This is a genomic window from Legionella steigerwaltii (assembly GCF_001468065.1).
GTDB lineage: Bacteria > Pseudomonadota > Gammaproteobacteria > Legionellales > Legionellaceae > Legionella > Legionella steigerwaltii.
Window position 1 is genome coordinate 127,393 of sequence record NZ_LNYZ01000008.1, and the last position, 18,818, is coordinate 146,210.

The window sequence follows — 18,818 nt, forward strand, 5'->3', positions numbered from 1 at the left end:
TAATTGTCAACGGACCATAATAAAACGTGTAACCCGGATGATTGGATATCGTATTCCCGGGTTACGCTTCGCTGCACCCAAGCTACAACGGTTTCTTTAACTTAATGCGAAAGCTCTTTTTCTTGATGTATTGGAGAAAAGGTAGAATTACCAGGGAAATATTTTTTTGAGGTAGATATGAGTAAACACCCCATGACAGTACATGGTGCAGAAGCACTGAAAGAAGAATTACAACGTTTAAAATTTGTTGATAGACCTCGTATTGTTGAAGCGATTGCTACAGCACGAGCTCATGGCGATTTGAAAGAAAACGCTGAATATCATGCTGCTCGCGAACAGCAAAGTTTTAATGAGGGACGTATTCAGGAGTTAGAAGCAAAATTATCTCATGCACAAATTATTGATATTAGTAAATTGCCTAACAATGGCAAGGTAGTTTTTGGTTCAACCGTTACCGTTAGCCATACAGCAACAGATGCTCAGGTAACTTACAAAATTGTGGGTGAAGATGAAGCCGACATTAAACAAAATAAAATCTCCTACAGTTCCCCTATGGGTCGTGCTTTAATCGGTAAAGAGTTGGATGACTCAGTCACAGTCAATACACCAGGCGGTATGGTGGAATACGAAATTATTGATGTTCAATATGTATAAAAATATTGAGCTATCGTAGCCTGAGTGCAGCGCAGCGCAACCCGGGATTGAGGCTTATTCATTTCCAAAAAACCCGGATTCCGCTGCGCTGCACTCAGGCTACCTGAATTGAACTTTTCAGATGTAAAGGTCTATAATATAAAGAGCATTCTTTGAGCGCTTCACTGCCTAACTTTTAATTTAATCTTTGTGTTTCTATTACAGGAAGTAATAATGGACACTTTTTCTGAGTGGTTTCAAACAACTTCAATTCCCGCTGATGTAATAACGGGTCATTATGATTTGAAGTTAGTGTTCTTATCCTATGTAATCGCAGTTTTTGCTTCTTATGTTGCATTAAATCTTGTAGGCAGGCTTCGCGCTACAAAAAATAAGCAGGCACGAATCTATTGGCTTGCTGGTGGTGCTTTTGCCATGGGGGCAGGAATATGGTCAATGCATTTTGTGGGTATGTTAGCTTTTATCATGCCTATGCCTATGGAATATGATTTAAGTTGGACTGCTGCCTCGCTAATTGTTGCCATACTTGCATCTGCCTTAGCTTTGTTTATTTTACAGAAAAAAGATTACTCCATCTTACATTTTGCGTTGGGGGGGTTAATCGTAGGTCTTGCTATATCCTGTATGCACTATGCGGGTATGGAAGCAATGAAAGTTCATGTAACTATTCATTATTTACCGGGTTTATTTTTTCTTTCTATTGCTATTGGAATCGCTGCTGCAGAAGCCGCAATTTGGTTAGCATTAGAAAGTAACTATGGTTCAAGTAAAAGACAATTTAATCTGAAAATCATTAGTTCTTTACTAATGGGACTCGCTATTTGTGGCATGCATTATACTGGAATGTCAGCAGCAGTATTTACCCCCAATTTATCCCATGTGATGGTAAGTGAAAATGCAGGGATACAACCTAGTTATTTAGCCTTTTTTATTGCAGGAATTAGTGGATTGATTTTTGCTCTTGCACTGACTGCATCAAATTATTACAAAAAAATGGTCACGGCGATTTCAAATGAGAAGGAGTTTCTCAATGCAATGCTTGATAACTTAGAAGATGGAATTATCGCATGTAACGCAGATGGGCGAATTACTGTCTTGAATCATACGATTCAAAAATACATAAACTCAGACAAGTCAAATAAAAATATTAACAATATATTGGATTATTTTAACCTTTACACACCGAATAATAAGCCAATTAACCCCAATGATTTTCCGCTCAAGCGAGCCTTAAACGGCGAACGTTTGCGCGGTGTTGAACTCATGATGCACATTAAAAATAATGGGATTCGCAATGTGGTCATTGATGGACAAAAAATTATTAATTCAGAGGGAAAGAACCTAGGCGCAGTGATTGTAATCCATGATATCACTGATCTGAAACAAACTGAAAAACTAAAGAATGAGTTCGTTTCCATCGTAAGTCATGAGTTACGAACGCCACTTACTTCAATACGTGGCTCCTTGGGGTTATTAGTGAGTGGGGTTATGGGTAAATTCTCCGAAAAGATAATGAAATTGCTTGAAATAGCAAATAATAACTGCGAACGTCTCCTGTTGTTAATTAATGATATTCTGGATATTGAAAAAATTGAAGCCGGTAAAATGGATTTTGAATTAAAAGTCATAAACTTAAATGAAATAGTACAAGAATCAGTTGATGTTAATAAGATGTATGCAGATAAGTTTGGGGTGAAAATTGAATTCATCCCTCCTGAAAAAGAATATTTAGTAACAGTCGATTCAGACCGTTTAATGCAAGTTTTAGCCAATTTAGTTTCTAATGCGTGTAAGTTTTCTTATGAAAATGAGAAGGTGACTTTAAGAATTCAACAAGTAGATTCTTCTGTTCGTGTATCTGTTTCAAATAAGGGGAATGGAATATCACCTGAATTTCAGCCACGAATTTTTCAAAAATTTTCTCAAGGAGACTCCTCAACAACCCGTGGAAAGGGGGGGACTGGCCTAGGGTTAAACATTAGTAAGACCATTATAGAAAAAATGGGCGGGGGGTTAAATTTTGAGAGTAAGCCTAATGATCTAACTACATTTTATTTTGATTTACCATTAGCACAGCAATTACTTATTAGCCAAGAAAAAAATCAAATAGTCGTCCCGGAATCTAGAAAGAAATTGCTTATTTGTGAAGACGATAGTGATCAATCCAATTACATCAAATTACTTTTGGAATCAGCCGGTTTTCTTGTAGAGGTGGCCAATACTGCTGACGAGGCACGAAAATTGTTAAAAAAACAGGAATACCATGCACTCTTGTTGGATCTCATATTACCGGATCAAGATGGAGTTTCATTTATCAGAGAACTGCGTGCCAACAAAAAAACGAAGAATTTGCCCATCATTGTACTTTCAGTCATTGCTGAGACAGGAAGGGAGTTGTCAAATGGGGATGCTGTGTCAATACTCGATTGGTTGGATAAACCAATAGACTTTAATAAGCTGCTTTTTACAATCAGCAAAATACAGAAAAATAACGCCCACGGCATACCGCACATATTGCACGTTGAAGATAATAAAGACACACAAAAAATTTTAGAGGTTCTTCTGGAAAAACATGCGAAAGTTTCAGCCGCGAATAACTTAAACGAAGCAAAAAAGATGCTCGAAAAAGAGAAATATAATTTAGTGATCTTGGATTTATTGTTGCCAGATGGAAATGGCGCAGACATTCTACCCTTGATATCGAAATATCATGCGCCAGTGCTTGTATTTTCTGATACTAAATTAAATGAAGATTATTCTAAATACGTGAGCCAAGCCTTGCTTAAGTCGAATTCTTCAAATGAAATTTTATTAAATACGATTAAAAACCTTCTTTAACAGATAGATTAAAAGAGAGAAATATGACTGATAAAGAACTTAAAAAGATTTTATATGCTGAAGATGAAGAGGATATAAGGGCAATTGCTCAAATTGCATTGGAAGATATTGGTGGTTTTTCAGTAAGGTATTGTTCTAATGGGAAAAAAATTCTTGAAGCAGCAAAAGAATATATCCCGGATTTACTTTTATTGGATGTCATGATGCCTGAAATGGATGGACCTACTACGTTACGCGAATTACGTAAGAATCCAGATTTTATAAAAATACCGGCTATATTTATGACTGCTAAAATACAAAGTAATGAGATAGAGGATTATAAATCAATTGGAGCAATTGATGTCATTAAAAAACCTTTTGATCCTTTGACTCTTGCAACGTCAATAAAAAATGCATGGTTGAAATATAATGGATGAAAAAATACAGAAAAAATTACATGATCTTTTTGTTCTCTATAGTAAGAATTTACCCGAGAAAATTCATAGTATAGAGATGCAATGGCATGAGCAACTCAAACAATGGGATTTGACGGGTTTTCAAAGCTTTCATCGCGATGTCCATAGTCTGTGTGGCTCAGCAGGAACCTATGGTTATACCGAATTAAGCGGCACAGCACGCAAGATGGAAATATTATTAAAGGAAATTCTAGCTAAGGGTACATTAACCCATGATGATCAAGAAAAAATTAATTCCTTTTTTGGTCAACTAAAGAGTGCATTGGCTCAAGAGGCTCCTAAAAAACCGTTAACTTTTGCAGATGGAGCGAAGCTTACAGACAATAAATTGGTGTACATATTGGAACCGGAAACTGAGTTAGTTGATGAACTGAGTGAAAGTCTTAAACAGGCTGGTTATCACGCACAAACCATCAAAGATACATCATCATTATTAAGTTTAATTCAAGAAAAACAGCCCATTGCTCTAATTATTAATACTCATTATTTGAAAAAATCAGCTCTGGATCAGCTGCTTGACCTACAAAAAAAACAAAAAACACCGACCCAATTATTTTGTATCGTTCCAAATGCTGATTTATTCCCTCGGCTTACGGCCATACGCGCTGGTTGTGTGGCTTATTTTCAAAAACCCCTCGATGTATCTTATCTGGTACAAGAATTAAATATAAATTGCAGTTCAACTATGAATGAAGCATATCGCATTTTAATTCTGGATGACTCTAAACCATTAGCTGAATACTATTCACTGATTTTAAAGCAAGCGGACATGATTACTCGTGCCATCACTAATCCATTAAACTTATTAAAAGAGCTTGAAACGTTTCAGCCAGATTTGCTGTTAATGGATATTTACATGCCAGAATGTTCTGGTTTAGAGCTTGCTGCGTTGTTACGTAAGGATAGACGATACACAAAAATGCCTATTATTTTCCTCTCTACTGAGGATGATAAAAATAAAAAATTAGCAGCCATTAGTTTGGGTGGAGACGATTTTCTTACCAAACCTGTTTCTCCACATGATTTGGTTTCAGCGGTACGCTCGCGATCAAATCGCGCGAGTATTTTAAATTATTACATGACTACTGATAGTCTGACTGGTTTATTAAACCACTCGAGTATTTTGAATCGCTTAAATATTGAAGTAGCAAGAGCAAAACAGCAGAATTTACCTTTGTCTTTTATCATGATCGATATTGATCATTTTAAATTGATTAATGACACCTACGGTCATCCATTTGGTGATCTTGTAATTAAAAAGCTGGCCTCTTTATTTATGGTGAGTTTACGTAATCGAGACATTATTGGGCGATACGGTGGAGAAGAATTTGCACTCATATTGCCCGGTGCTGATCTTGAAAGCAGTCAAAAAATTTGTAATGACTTGCGGCTTCAATTTTCTAAAAATTATTTCACTGTGAATGAACAAAAAGTACATGTAACGATTAGTGTTGGAATCTCTTATTTTAATGGCAATCATGATATCAACAGCATCGTAATCCAAGCAGATAAGGCTTTATATAAAGCCAAGGAAAATGGCCGAAATCAAGTAGTAGTCTTTGATGAGACTCTGATTTTGAATTAGTTTCTCAATTTATCACTAGCTATCATCTTAAAACTCTGCTGCGCTTTATTTTCCATTTGGAGCAAAATGCTCCCTCATTAGAAACTTTAAATCTTTCTCAACAAAGCTTAGAAGTTGGCGAGTTAATAGCAATTCTAGAGGTGCTTGAAAAAACCACCGCTTCTATCCATCAAAACAGTCTTACTGCTCTGACCGTTTAGATAAAGTAGGGTCGTAAAATTTCTAGAGCTTTTTCCCAAGAGGAAAAAGTTTCTTCAAACCGTATGCTTAAACACCATCGCTCTTTTTTAAGATCTTTCATCACTACGTTGTGTGGAATGTCAGTTCTTACCAACGTGGGGTGAATGATCTCCACAGACTCGAGTAACTGTAACTGGTGTGGTTCGAAGTAAATGTTCGAACGTGTGCCATAGTGAATGCCATTGAGTATATCAATACCTGGTATGGTTGCCTCTTGCTCAGAAGGCCATATTTCGGAAAGAGTACATTTCCACCAATTCATGATAGAGGAAGCCTTTGTTAGATTCCAATTAATTGCACATACACACCGCTCCCAACGATACCCATTGCGAATCACATCAGAATGAATTAAACCAGATGCTCCTGGCTTTTTATAAAAAAGAATCACCCATTTGATTTTTAATCCCACTTTTTTAAATAACTGAAAAATTTCTTTATTCAATATTTCATCGGGAAAATAAGTTATATATCTAGCTTTCACATCTTGATTCATATGTGGGTATTCAAAATAGGGACTTAGAGGATTGTGATTTAAGTTTAAAACTTGATAGTAAGATGGCATAAAAACCTTGCAAGCTGGAAGCATAATATAGCACCTATTAAAGGTGATTCTCTCTTATTATAGCCATAAATCGACAAGACCAGGACAAGCGCGTGAGTGCTTAAAAAATAACAATTCTCAGTTATATGCTTATAACTAATCAAAATACTATCAGAGAGTTATTTTGGAGCCACTATTTGGGCTAGGCTTGTAATGCTTCAATGATTAAATCTGGACCGATGCCCACAATCCAAATGAAGTAGGTCATGAGAAATCCTGGGTCTCACTGAAACCCAGGATAATTTAATGTTAAGGCTGAAATACGTCTTGCTGAATCCCACCGACAACCCATTGAGGACTGTTAGGGAATTGGCGAAAGTGCCAAATTTCATCAAGCTGGCTTATAGGCTCATCATTTTCTTTAATAGAGCCAGTAAAGCGAACACTAGCGATTAGGGAATTAGATTGTCTTGAAACATCAAGTAATTCAGCCTCCAAAGTGATTACTTCTGTTTTATTGGGTGCATCTCCCCGTTCATCTAATTGCATTTTGATTTCTGCAAATACTTCAGGTGCTGTGAACTCACTCAAATCCTGAATATTTTTTTTGTCGTAAGCGGCTTGTAACCGATTAAATGTTACTTTGGCTTCACGTAAAAAGGACTCAGGAACAAAACCTACAGGATATTCAGAAACGCCATTATCGGTATTGCTTCCTGAACTGCTATTGAATGATTGAGTAAAATTACTAAAAGGACTTTGGTTAAAAGAGTTGGTTTGTCCTTGTCCTGATTGAAAACCAGGTTGCATTCTTTTGCGGAAAAAACCGACAATAAAGAAAATAACGACACCTAGAATTAACCATGACAAGATCCCGCTAGTAAGACCATGTCCCATAAATAAGCTAGTAAGCAAGCCGCCAATTAATAAACCACTAAGTAGTCCACCCCATCTGCTTGGATTTTTAGTACTTTGTCCCATAACACTGGATTTCTGTACTTTATTTTGGGAAAACAGGGCGTTTTGTGAACGCTGTATACCGAAACTTCTACCGGCACCAAAACGTTTGGCAGAGGCTTCGTTAATTAACAGTCCAAAACTTAATAATGCAATAAGCAAATAGGAAATAAACGTACGCATAGAATAGACCTTTTCTTTTTTCAATAGAGATCAAGAGTATATATGAATTTGAATGAATCTGCCTCTTTGTTGTTAAAATTTTAACTAGGGTTTGTTTGCAATTCTACCATTTTGGCTCAATCTAGCGAATTGCAATCAGACCCTATATTAATATAAAAAATTGGACGATTTTAAAAATTCATCTCAGACAAGTAGAATCGGATAAAATTCAATAAGGGCTAGAATCTCTAGACTATTGAGTCACGCAATGTAAATCCATTCAAAATTCCTGGTGTGAAGGGATTAACTTGATTGTTTGTTTTTAATAAGTAACGCCCTGAATTACTGTTAATTTCAAAGAGAATTTGCAAGCTGGAACTGTCTTGCTCATCAACCAGAACATTTACTTTTTCGAGTAGTTTAAATAATGCCCAGGCTCCTTGTTCTGCAAGTTCGTAATGATTGCCTTCAATGGAATCCAGTGCCAGTTTTGCATTGGCTTGCGGCCAGGTAAAACGAATGACTGAGTCACTTCCTTGATTATCAGTTAATTTAGTGCCACCGATTTCAAGCACTAGATTAGCAACTACAGGATCAAGGCTGATTTTTTGTAAACTAAAATCAATTTTGCTTTCTTCGCCATGATTGGGGAAAAACATATTGGTAATAATATTGGCTCGTATGAGTGCATCTAATGTTTCTGAAGCTATGGGTAATACTGAATCATTGACTGCTTTAGGTTTCCACTCTGCGTTGGAAACATCTAAGAAGGGTTTCACAAAATTTTCAGTAAATGTGTTCAAGGAACCATGAGTAGAAAAGAAATGATTAAAATCATTGATTGCTATTTCTTCGCGCTGTGATGCGTCAAAAGGATAGCGGCTGGCAATCGTTGTTTGGAATTCTCTATAAACAGTTTGTTGCCATTGTTGGTTGATATACTGACGGCTGTCTTTTATTAAAATACCCCAGGTGTCGCTTGCTAATTGTTTTGTCCAAGTGCTTAAAGGCTCCGGTAATTGTCGCGCTTGATTGTAAAGCAGACTTACTGGATCGGATGCAGTATCACTGGCAAAGCGTGTTCTAATAATATTAAACGCGGTTTTGCCGCCATCATTTATCATGGATAAGGTTGAAATAAAGCGTTCCAAATCAACGATTTTCAGACTAAGTTCTTTAGTACTGGAGTGGCTCATCAAGTTTAAATCAGTAAACTGATTGGCAATAGAATGATTAAAGGGAGAGGAGTTATTGGTTAGATCCGCTTTCGTTTCTTGTTGAATTAAGGCAATTATTTTACTTAGTGCATGAGACTGCTCTAGGTTTTTAACTACCTGTCGTCCTGCTTGATAATCTTGGTAATGCAACGGTTGTGATTTTCTCATGAACGTTTGCCACCAAGTAACATAATCAAAACAATACGCTTGGGTTATCATTTCCTGTAATTGGGCCAAATCATTGCGTGCAAGCACCCAGTTTTCTTTTTGCAGGTTATGGCTAATATCAGGAATTTTTTGCATGATTTCATTAAAACCAGCTCGGGTAAAGTAAACCGGAAGCTCGTTGGTTGCTACCACAAACCCATTGATTGCAATTTTTTGTTTTGCAGAAGGGAAGGACTCTTTTGCAATGGAGTAATAGAGATAACTGGAGGGTAATGCATTTAAATAATTTCTGGCATCACTAATTACTTGTGGTTTCACAGTTATATTTTTAGGGGGTTTGCTTAATAGAAGTTTGAGTAGTGCTAATTGTTTCTTTAAAGCACTTTCAGGTTGATTTTTCCATCGTGTAGCAAACCAATCATGTACTTGTATTGTTGAAAAATGTTCAGGCTGGCTAAGCATCAAGTAAATTTTCAATGCATTATAGCGAACAATAGGTGTATTTCCTGGATTGTTGATTACCTCTTCCAGTTCATTGGTTAATGAGGGCAAAAATTCACCATGAAGACGATTTTCTGCATTGCGGTGCAAATTAAATTTTAATTGATGTACTGTAGGTAGTGACAAGGAGTTGCTCGGAATATGACTCATCGTTTTTGCAGCATTAGATAAATGATAAAGAGCTTGCTTTTCTTTGTTTTGTTGACTATTAAGTACATCGTATGCGAGTAATTCTTTGCTTGCCTCATCCAATAGATGAGCTGTTTTGTAATGGTTGTAGCTTAAAAGTAGCAAACTGATGCCGGCAATACTTGCGGTAGCTGCAATAATGGGCTTCTGTGAAAATCTTCTCACTTGTGGCACCTGGCTACAGTGTTCTTGAATCGTTTTTAATGCCCCTTCAACAAAATAAGCCCTGAAATTTGTAGCTTGTGGGAAGGTATCTTGTACGATTAATGCATATTCATGCTGAATTTTCTTATTCAGACGATCAATACTCACACCGCCTTGCTCCGCGCTACTAAAATAAATGGAATGTAAATTAAAAAGCTTAGGTGAGATCCCTTGAATTAATGCTTGGATAGGAGCGCGTAAGCTTGCTACCTGTAATGGAAATTCCCGAATTAAACTGCGTCTCATTGTCGAACGAGCGGGATGCATTTTATTAATTACTTGTTGACCAATTTGTTCAGTAAGTTGATTAAATTGTAATGAATAGGCTTCTACTTTTTTCTTGAGTTCGTTTCTACAGTCAAGCGAAAATCCTAGAGGTTTCGATAAATCGGTTGCATGATCTGCTTGGTAAAATTCAGTGAAACCCGCAAGGGTATCCATTTTAGTAAATATTAGTGCAAGATTGACAGAATAACCTAAATTTATTCCAAATCGTTCCAGTAGTTGCAAATGTGCTTTTTTATGCTCTGCAAATTGCCCCGGATCAGCAATAAGTAACTCGTTTACATCAATACATAAAACAAGGCCCGTAATTTTTAGAGATGCGTTGCATCGATTTAATTGTTTCAGAGTAACTTGTAATAAGGTTTTGCTGTTGGTTAGCCAATTTTCACCAAGCTCAATGATGATTCCTTTCTGATTGAAATAAATTTTGGCATGTTGTTCGCTAAAAACGGGTATTTCTTCCATATTGCTTTGCTTTAATATGGCCGATTTTCCCTGGGCATTTCTCCCGGTAATTACAATAAAAGAGAGTGGATTACTTTGAGGCTTTAGTTGTGAAAGTATTTTTTTTAAAGCATCACATAATGCGCGTAAAGAATTGTCCATCAGCTATCCAGAAGAGCAAGTTGGGTATGTCCAAATAAAACGGTTTTTGCCTTATTTTCCAATAGATATTGGCTGGTAAAAAAAGCAAGTGCTACTACAGCAACCGCGGAAATCAGAGTTATTATGACTGCTTTATAATTCTTTTTAACTATTTTGGGTATGGGGTTTTCATTAAATAAGCGACGTGGCTGATTAAACCGATTTTGTTGAATTATTTGATAGAGATCTTCAATGTAATTATCTAAAGCTTGTCGCCCATCAGGTTTGAGATGGTAATGGCCTTCAAAACCAACAATCAGAAAAAAATAAACCAGCTCAATCAGATCAAGGTACTGAGTTGGTCGTTCCTTAATGTAATTAAGAATTTCAAAAAAACGATGTTGTGGTTGCGCACTATCACTCGTCAGAGGCGTAAATGCTTTAAATTCAGCATTAAGTTGATACACGCGCATGTAATTTTTACCAATTAGTTCATCTATCGTTGCTGACATTAGATAATAGGCAATAGCAGCAAAGTCTGTCGGGTATTTGGATGCGTCCATCTTGCTCTGAAAAGCAAGTAATTCATGCTCAATGTTGTCCCTGATGTTCTCAATGGGGGGGAGTGAAGGACTAAGGCAGAGTCGTTCCAATAGTGATAATAGAGGACCCGCTGCTGCAACTAAAGCATTAGTAGAAAAAGGAGCAATAAATAATTTTGAGCGATAGTAACCTTGCGGGACAAGCATGGATCCCGAATTAACAAGATGACTGCTGACCAGTGAGGCTGGATAATGCGCAACGGTCATGGTCGTGCTCCTAATGGGTCTTGATTCAAGCATGAAATCGTAGTGCAAACACTCTCATATTTAAAAAGAAGATGATACGTTATATAGCGCGCATAGTTCAAGTGATCAAGTTATGGGTGTGACCCTATTTTATCGGGCACGGGCACGTATACGGGCACTGGCATGTGAATAAGCGTTAGCGCTTCGTTTTCGTGCCTATGCCGTGCCCGATAAAATTAAATTGCCCCATGCGTTTGAATATTTCATTTGCATCATTCCTTAACAATAATGTACTATTCATGTTTGCCAGATATAGAACTATTTTGGTACTATATTTATATATATAGATAAAAAATTAATTAAGCCGGATTTTTGTCTCTAATTAAGACTTATTCAGTACTAGATTATTCGATTTCGAGGTGTTATGCTGCGCATCAGCAAGTTGGCCGATTATGGAACAGTGGTGATGGTTTATCTCGCAAGGCACGCGCAAGGATTATGTAATGCTCGTGATATCGCATTACATACCCATCTGACTGTACCTACGGTAAGTAAAATTTTAAAGCGTTTGACGAGTGCAGGTTTGTTAACTTCGGTGCGTGGAGTGACTGGAGGATATCGATTGCGACGACCTGCAACTGAGATTTCAGTGTCGCAAATAATTTTTGCATTGGAAGAGCATCGTGGTTTCACAGAGTGTAGTTTGCAACCTAATGATTGTTCATTACAAGGCGTTTGTACTATCCAGGGTAATTGGCGGTTGATTAGTCAAGCAATTGAAACCGCTTTGGATAGTGTCAGTTTAGCTACTTTGGCTAAACCAACGTTACAAGCACATGATGTGGAGCGAGTTCGACAATTGGCAAGTGGAGTTAATCGTGGCTAAAAGCAGTGAGCAAATTAATTCTCTGCTCGATAGAGAATATCAACATGGGTTTACAACGGACATTGAAGTAGATACTTTTGAGCCTGGGCTGGATGAAGAGGTTATTCGTCGTTTATCCAAAATTAAAGGCGAGCCAGAGTTTTTGCTCGAGTGGCGTTTAAAAGCCTATAGGCATTGGTTAACCATGTCGCCTCCTCAATGGTCCAGCGTGCATTATCCGCCCGTGGATTACAATGCCATTTCTTATTATTCAGCACCTAAAATGAAAAAAGATGCGCCCAAGAGTCTGGATGAGGTTGATCCCGAATTACTGAGGACCTATGAGAAATTGGGTATTCCTTTAAGAGAGCAAGAAATGCTGGCGGGTGTCGCTGTAGATGCTGTGTTTGATAGCGTTTCTGTGGCCACTACATTTAAAGCCAAACTCGCTGAGAAAGGCGTTATTTTTTGCCCTATTTCTGAAGCAGTACATAAATATCCTGAATTGCTGATGCAATATTTGGGTTCCGTAGTGCCTTATCGTGATAATTTTTATGCTGCGTTGAATTCAGCTGTTTTTAGTGATGGTTCTTTTGTTTATGTGCCCAAAGGGGTACGTTGTCCTATGGAGTTATCTACTTATTTTCGGATTAATGCAGCTTCTACAGGACAATTTGAACGTACTTTGATTATTGCGGATGTGGACAGTTACGTTTCTTACCTTGAAGGGTGTACTGCGCCTATGCGTGATGAAAATCAATTGCATGCAGCTGTGGTAGAGCTGGTTGCTTTAGATGGCGCACAAATTAAATATTCCACAGTCCAAAACTGGTATCCTGGTGATAAGGAAGGGAAAGGGGGTATTTATAATTTTGTGACCAAGCGTGGCGCATGCCGTGGCAAACGCTCTAAAATTTCCTGGACACAAATTGAAACAGGTTCAGCAATTACCTGGAAATATCCTAGTGTGATTTTACAAGGGGATGATTCCGTTGGTGAATTTTATTCTGTGGCCTTAACCAATAATTATCAACAGGCTGATACAGGCACTAAAATGATTCATATTGGTAAAAACACGCGTTCAACCATTATTTCCAAAGGAATCAGTGCAGGACGTGCACATAATGCTTATCGTGGGTTGGTTCGTATTGCACCAACAGCGACTAATGCGCGTAATTATACTCAATGTGATTCCATGCTAATGGGTTCTGAATGTTCCGCACATACTTTTCCATATATAGAGGTCAAAAACCCAACAGCGCAAGTAGAACATGAGGCAACAACTTCAAAGATCAGTGAAGAACAATTGTTTTATTGCCAGCAACGAGGAATCGACACAGAGGACGCTGTTTCAATGATTGTAAATGGTTTTTGTAAACAGGTATTGAAAGAATTACCTATGGAATTTGCGGTGGAAGCGACTAAATTGCTAGGTCTGAGTTTAGAAGGGGCAGTAGGCTAATATGTTAGAAATTAAAGACTTAAATGTTGAAGTAAATGAGCAAGCCATTTTAAAAGGCATTAATCTTCAAGTAAATGCTGGGGAGGTTCATGCCATTATGGGGCCTAATGGTTCCGGGAAAAGTACTTTGTCTAAAGTATTAGCTGGTCATCCTTCATATCAAATGACTGGTGGAAAAATTAGCTATCTAGGCAAGGACTTGGCTCCTTTATCTCCCGAAGAAAGAGCGCGGGCGGGTATATTTTTATCTTTTCAATATCCTGTAGAAATACCGGGTGTTACTAACGTTAATTTTCTTAAGGCTTCTGTTAATGCAGTACGTAAAGGCCAGGGAAAAAATACATTAGATGCGATTGAGTTTCTGACCTTCATTCGTGAGAAATGTCAGTTACTGGAAATGGATGAAAGCTTTTTATACCGCAGCATTAATGAAGGCTTTTCTGGTGGCGAAAAAAAACGTAATGAAATTTTGCAGATGGCTGCGCTGGAACCAAAGCTTGCTATTCTTGATGAGACGGATTCAGGTTTGGATATTGATGCATTGCGTATTATTTCTCATGGTGTTAATGCGATGCGTTCACCAGAACGCTCTATTATTTTAGTAACGCATTATCAGCGGTTGCTTGATTATATTGAGCCAGATTTTATTCATGTGTTGGTCAACGGTCGTATTATTATGTCTGGTGATAAATCATTAGCACTTGAATTAGAGAAAAAAGGGTATAGCTGGCTTGAGGAAACGGTGTAGTGATGAGCGAGATTTTGGATTTTTACCAACAACGGGCAAAAGCCAGTTTTTCTACTTTGCCATGGCTTGCCCAATTGCAAACTAAAGCATTAATGGATTTAAGTCGGCATGGTTTTCCAACACGCCATGATGAAAATTGGAAATATACCAGTGTTGATGCCTTGTTAAATCAACCCTTTATGCATTCTGATGCGGCAGAGAGTCCTAAAGATTCTAGGATCGCTGCATCCGATGAAAAAGTGCACTCTGATTTGCCGATAAAACAGAATTTATTGATTCTAAATGGATCCATTTCTGGTGAAGAGCAGCTTGCTAAAGTACTGCCTAAGGGGGTATTGGTACTTCCTTTATCTGTAGCGTTAATTCAGCATCCTGAGTTGTTGAAACCCTATTTAGGCACTATTTTAAAACAAGAGCATGGTTTTCATTATTTAAATACAGCCATGATTGACTGCGGCGTGTTGATTTACATACCCGCAGGAGTTGTTATTGAAGAACCGATCGCTTTAACCCATATGCAAAACCGAATGAATCAAGCGGTCTATTTGCGACATCTGATTATTGCTGAAGCAAACAGCCAGGCTACAATCATTGAAGATTATCAAGGTTTGACGGATTGTTGCTATTTGACCAATAAAGTAACCGAGGTTGTGGTGGGTGTTGGTGCAAAATTGACACATTGCATGATTCAAAGAGAGAGTAAATCTGCTTTTCACTTAGGTCATCTATCAGTGAAACAATTAGCAGGTAGTGAGTTTGCTAATCATTCGCTAAGCCTTGGTGGACAATGGGTGCGTTCTGATATCAGTTTGTATTTGCAAGAAGAAAAAGCACATTCCTTGATGAACGGGATTTATGCGCCTGCAGAGGGACAACATGTGGATCATCACACAACGGTGCAGCATCTGGTACCTTATTGCAGCAGCGAACAGGATTATAAAGGCATTCTCACAGGGCGTTCGCGTGCGGTATTTAATGGCAAGGTGATTGTTGCAAAAGATGCACAGCATACAGATGCCAAACAACAAAATAAAAACCTGTTACTTTCAGCAAATGCAGAAGTAGATACCAAACCGCAGTTGGAAATTTTTGCTGATGATGTATTGTGTTCTCATGGTGCAACAGTTGGACAATTGGATGAGGAAGCATTATTTTATTTGGCAACTCGTGGAATTGATCGACTTGAAGCATCGCAGTATTTAATTCATGCCTTTGCCAGTGATAATCTACGGCTTATTCCGCATCGTCAATTGGCAGACTACATGGGTCATTTATTAACACAACAGTTGGGGTAAACTAATGGACGCTTTGAATATTCATGCAATTCGTAAAGATTTCCCTGTACTCAATCAAAAAATAAATGATTTTGATTTAATTTATTTTGATAACGCAGCAACGGCTCAAAAGCCTAAAGCAGTGATTGATGCTATGTCTCGTTATTATGAGCATGATAATTCGAACGTCCACCGTGGTGTTCATACGTTAAGTGTCAGAGCAACAGAGCATTTTGAAGCAGCTCGTTCCAAAGTAAAACGTTTTATCAATGCTAACTCTGCATGCGAGTGTATCTTTGTTCGCGGAACAACTGAAGCAATTAATTTGGTAGCGCAAAGCTTGGTTGCACCGCGTATTCTACCGGATGAAGAAATTTTAATTACTCATATGGAACATCATTCCAATATTGTTCCTTGGCAGATGGTGTGCAAAAAAACAGGAGCAAAACTGCAAGTTGCTCCTATTTCACTTGATGGTGAAATTTTATTAGAAGAATTTGCCAAAAAATTAAATAAAAATACCAAGTTTGTTGCGATTACTCATGCTTCTAATGCCTTAGGTACGATTAATCCAGTAAAAGAAATGATTAAGATGGCCCATGAGTATGGTGCTGAAGTATTACTAGATGGTGCGCAAGCCATTCCTCATTTGCCTGTAGATGTACAAGATTTAGGGTGTGATTTTTATGCATTCTCAGGGCATAAATTATATGGTCCTACAGGCATAGGTGTTTTATGGGGTAAAGAAGAGCTTTTGAATGCCATGTCTCCTTATCAGGGAGGGGGCGAGATGATTAATTCCGTGAGCTTTGAGGCAACAGAATACGCGGCTCTTCCACATAAATTTGAAGCAGGCACGCCTGATATCGCAGGTGTAATTGGGTTAGGGGCTGCTATAGATTATTTAGAATCTTTGGATATGGACGCAGTTATCGCTTATGAGTCCGGGTTATTAGAATATGCAACTGCCGGGGTTCAGTCTGTAGGCGGATTTAAGATTATTGGAACTGCTCAACAAAAAGTACCGGTTGTTTCTTTTATACATGGAACAATCCATGCTCATGATGTGGGGACTATTTTGGATAGTGAAGGCATTGCAGTACGTAGTGGCCATCATTGTGCCATGCCCTTGATGGATTTTTATAACGTTGCTGCTACGTCACGGATTTCCTTGTCATTTTATAACACCAAAGAGGAAATTGATCGGTGCATCAAAGCGTTGCACCGAGTTAGAGAGGTATTTGCATGAGTGCTGAACTGCGCGAGCTTTATCAGGAAATCATTATCGATCATAATCGCAACCCACGCCATCATTATGAAATGAAAGATGCGACGGTTCAAGCGAATGGTTTTAATCCTTTATGCGGCGATAAATTAACTGTTTATGCCAAAATCGAAGAAGATTTGATCACTGAATTAAGTTTTTTAGGATGTGGTTGCGCCATATCCCAAGCCTCAGCCTCTTTGATGACTGACTCTATAAAAGGGAAAACCATAGAGGAAGCCCATGAAATGTTTCATCGCTTTCATCATATGTTGACGCAAAATGAAGAAAGCCAGTTACTTTATATGGACAAGTTGATGGTTCTTGCGGGCGTGAAGGCTTATCCAGCTCGAGTAAAATGTGCTACTTTGGCATGGCATACCTTGGAAGCGGCATTGAATAAAGACAGCAACATAGTCAAAACAGAATAGAAAGGATTGTAGCCTGAGTGCAGCGAAGCGAAACCCAGGAATAATGAATAATGACCGATCCCGGGTTCCGCTTCGCTGCACCCAGGCTACAGTTACCCAGAAAACGCAGGTACTTTTATGTTTGGTTTTAAGAAAAAACAGGATGCAGAATTACTGAAAGAGGCCATTATTAATGCGCTTAGGGAAATTTATGACCCTGAAATTCCTGTTAATATTTATGATTTGGGTTTAATTTATGATGTATCTGTTGATGATGAAGCCCATGTTGCCATTCAAATGACTTTAACTACTCCTGGTTGTCCTGTTGCGCAAACTTTTCCCGGAACAGTAGAACAAGCAGTCAATAAAGTTGAAGGTGTTCGTGATTGTACTGTGGAATTAGTCTGGGAACCGCCTTGGACTCAGGAGAGAATGACCGAAGCAGCACGCCTTGAGTTAGGAATTTTTTATTAAAATGTGGCAACCATCAGCGCCTATTGAGCTCTTGCGCCAACGCGCGGAAATAGTAACAAAAATACGTCATTTCTTTACCGAACGTGGTTATTGGGAAGTTGAGACGCCAATTATGGCACGTTATGGTACAACCGATATTTATCTTAGTAATATCAAAGCAATTTTTCGCGGTGAAACCTATAGTTTACAAACTTCCCCTGAATATCATATGAAACGTCTGCTCGCGGCGGGAAGTGGTTCTATTTTTCAAATAGCACGCGTATTTCGCGACGATGAATTAGGACGTTGGCATAATCCTGAATTTACTTTATTAGAATGGTATCAACTGGGTATTGATCACCATGCATTGATGGATGAGATGGATCTTTTTTTACAAATGGTGATGCAATCGAAACCCATGATCAGAAAAACCTATCAACAGGCTTTTCTTGAAGCGTGTGCCATTGATCCATTAACTGCGACAATACCGCACCTTCGCCAAATATTGGTACGTTTTGATTTGGATAATGTATTACCTCCCCAGGAAGAAGATAGAGATCAATATCTATTTTTACTGATGAGTCATGTTGTAGAGCCTTTTCTAGGAAAAGAAAACGCGCCCGTTGCAGTGTATAATTTTCCAGCATCACAAGCTGCTTTAGCAAAAATTAATGAAGGAGTCGCAGAACGTTTTGAGGTCTATTACCATGGGGTGGAATTAGCGAATGGCTTTCATGAGTTGACGGATGCGGATGCCCAAGCAAAACGCTTTATTGAAGACCAAAAACTAAGAAGCGAAAAAGGCTTTCCCTCTGTAGAGGCAGATCACTATCTTTTGCAGGCTTTAGAGCATGGGTTGCCCTCATGCAGCGGCGTGGCTTTAGGTATTGACCGGTTATTGGCTTTAGCCTTAAAACAATCTGAGATTGCTAAAATAATTTCTTTTGATTTTGCCAGGGCGTAGCCTGGGTTC

Annotated in this window: 16 protein-coding genes; 12 read left to right on the forward strand and 4 right to left on the reverse strand. The window is 38.3% G+C overall.

Annotated elements, in window-relative coordinates; translation table 11 throughout:
* The first annotated feature begins 177 nt into the window (after positions 1 to 177).
* The 4 genes from greA (at position 178) to Lstg_RS05945 (ending at position 5,532) form a co-directional block, all read left to right on the forward strand.
* Positions 178 to 654: a transcription elongation factor GreA gene (greA, locus tag Lstg_RS05930; RefSeq protein WP_058476741.1), complete on the forward strand. Its 477-nt coding sequence runs from the start codon at positions 178 to 180 to the stop codon at positions 652 to 654.
* Positions 655 to 867: 213 nt separating this feature from the next.
* Positions 868 to 3,492, forward strand: a complete 2,625-nt coding sequence (locus Lstg_RS05935; RefSeq protein ID WP_058476742.1) for a hybrid sensor histidine kinase/response regulator — start codon at positions 868 to 870, stop codon at positions 3,490 to 3,492.
* A 23-nt stretch (positions 3,493 to 3,515) separates the two neighbouring features.
* Positions 3,516 to 3,908, forward strand: coding sequence for a response regulator (locus Lstg_RS05940; protein ID WP_058476743.1), 393 nt, complete (start codon positions 3,516 to 3,518; stop codon positions 3,906 to 3,908).
* Positions 3,901 to 5,532, forward strand: a complete 1,632-nt coding sequence (locus tag Lstg_RS05945) for a diguanylate cyclase (RefSeq protein WP_058476744.1) — start codon at positions 3,901 to 3,903, stop codon at positions 5,530 to 5,532. Before Lstg_RS05940 ends, Lstg_RS05945 begins: the two co-directional genes overlap by 8 nt.
* Before the next feature lie 196 nt (positions 5,533 to 5,728).
* On the opposite strand, the gene Lstg_RS05950 is transcribed toward Lstg_RS05945, so the two are convergent.
* The 4 genes from Lstg_RS05950 to icmH form a co-directional block, all read right to left on the reverse strand.
* On the reverse strand, positions 5,729 to 6,334 hold the full coding sequence (locus tag Lstg_RS05950; protein ID WP_133129184.1) for a hypothetical protein: 606 nt from the start codon (positions 6,332 to 6,334) through the stop codon (positions 5,729 to 5,731).
* A gap of 288 nt (positions 6,335 to 6,622) precedes the next feature.
* Positions 6,623 to 7,453: a Tim44 domain-containing protein gene (locus Lstg_RS05955; RefSeq protein ID WP_058476746.1), complete on the reverse strand. Its 831-nt coding sequence runs from the start codon at positions 7,451 to 7,453 to the stop codon at positions 6,623 to 6,625.
* Positions 7,454 to 7,680: 227 nt separating this feature from the next.
* Entirely contained in the window at positions 7,681 to 10,602 is a 2,922-nt protein-coding gene (gene icmF / locus Lstg_RS05960) for a type IVB secretion system protein IcmF (RefSeq protein ID WP_058476747.1), read from the reverse strand.
* Complete coding sequence (icmH, locus tag Lstg_RS05965; RefSeq protein WP_058476748.1) at positions 10,602 to 11,390, reverse strand: type IVB secretion system protein IcmH/DotU; 789 nt, start codon at positions 11,388 to 11,390, stop codon at positions 10,602 to 10,604. The genes icmF and icmH overlap by 1 nt, the downstream gene beginning before the upstream one ends.
* A 403-nt stretch (positions 11,391 to 11,793) precedes the next feature.
* Here icmH and Lstg_RS05970 point away from each other — a divergent pair, with 403 nt between their 5' ends.
* The 8 genes from Lstg_RS05970 (at position 11,794) to epmA (ending at position 18,809) form a co-directional block, all read left to right on the forward strand.
* Positions 11,794 to 12,255, forward strand: coding sequence for an SUF system Fe-S cluster assembly regulator (locus tag Lstg_RS05970; RefSeq protein WP_058476749.1), 462 nt, complete (start codon positions 11,794 to 11,796; stop codon positions 12,253 to 12,255).
* Positions 12,248 to 13,696, forward strand: coding sequence for a Fe-S cluster assembly protein SufB (gene sufB, locus Lstg_RS05975; RefSeq protein WP_058476750.1), 1,449 nt, complete (start codon positions 12,248 to 12,250; stop codon positions 13,694 to 13,696). Before Lstg_RS05970 ends, sufB begins: the two co-directional genes overlap by 8 nt.
* 1 nt (position 13,697) lies before the next feature.
* Entirely contained in the window at positions 13,698 to 14,444 is a 747-nt protein-coding gene (gene sufC / locus Lstg_RS05980) for a Fe-S cluster assembly ATPase SufC (protein ID WP_058476751.1), read from the forward strand.
* A gap of 2 nt (positions 14,445 to 14,446) precedes the next feature.
* Positions 14,447 to 15,739 (forward strand): Fe-S cluster assembly protein SufD, encoded by a 1,293-nt coding sequence (gene sufD, locus Lstg_RS05985; RefSeq protein ID WP_058476752.1) that lies wholly within the window; start codon positions 14,447 to 14,449, stop codon positions 15,737 to 15,739.
* A gap of 4 nt (positions 15,740 to 15,743) precedes the next feature.
* Positions 15,744 to 16,967 carry a cysteine desulfurase gene (locus Lstg_RS05990; RefSeq protein WP_058476753.1) on the forward strand — a complete coding sequence of 408 codons (1,224 nt, stop codon included), beginning with the start codon at positions 15,744 to 15,746 and terminating at the stop codon, positions 16,965 to 16,967.
* Positions 16,964 to 17,413, forward strand: a complete 450-nt coding sequence (sufU, locus tag Lstg_RS05995; protein ID WP_058476754.1) for a Fe-S cluster assembly sulfur transfer protein SufU — start codon at positions 16,964 to 16,966, stop codon at positions 17,411 to 17,413. The genes Lstg_RS05990 and sufU overlap by 4 nt, the downstream gene beginning before the upstream one ends.
* Before the next feature lie 117 nt (positions 17,414 to 17,530).
* The gene (locus Lstg_RS06000) at positions 17,531 to 17,866 is read left to right on the forward strand and encodes an SUF system Fe-S cluster assembly protein (protein ID WP_058476755.1); all 336 of its coding nucleotides are present in this window, start codon (positions 17,531 to 17,533) and stop codon (positions 17,864 to 17,866) included.
* Between the two features lies 1 nt (position 17,867).
* Positions 17,868 to 18,809, forward strand: coding sequence for an elongation factor P--(R)-beta-lysine ligase (gene epmA / locus Lstg_RS06005; protein WP_058476756.1), 942 nt, complete (start codon positions 17,868 to 17,870; stop codon positions 18,807 to 18,809).
* Positions 18,810 to 18,818: the final 9 nt, after the last annotated feature.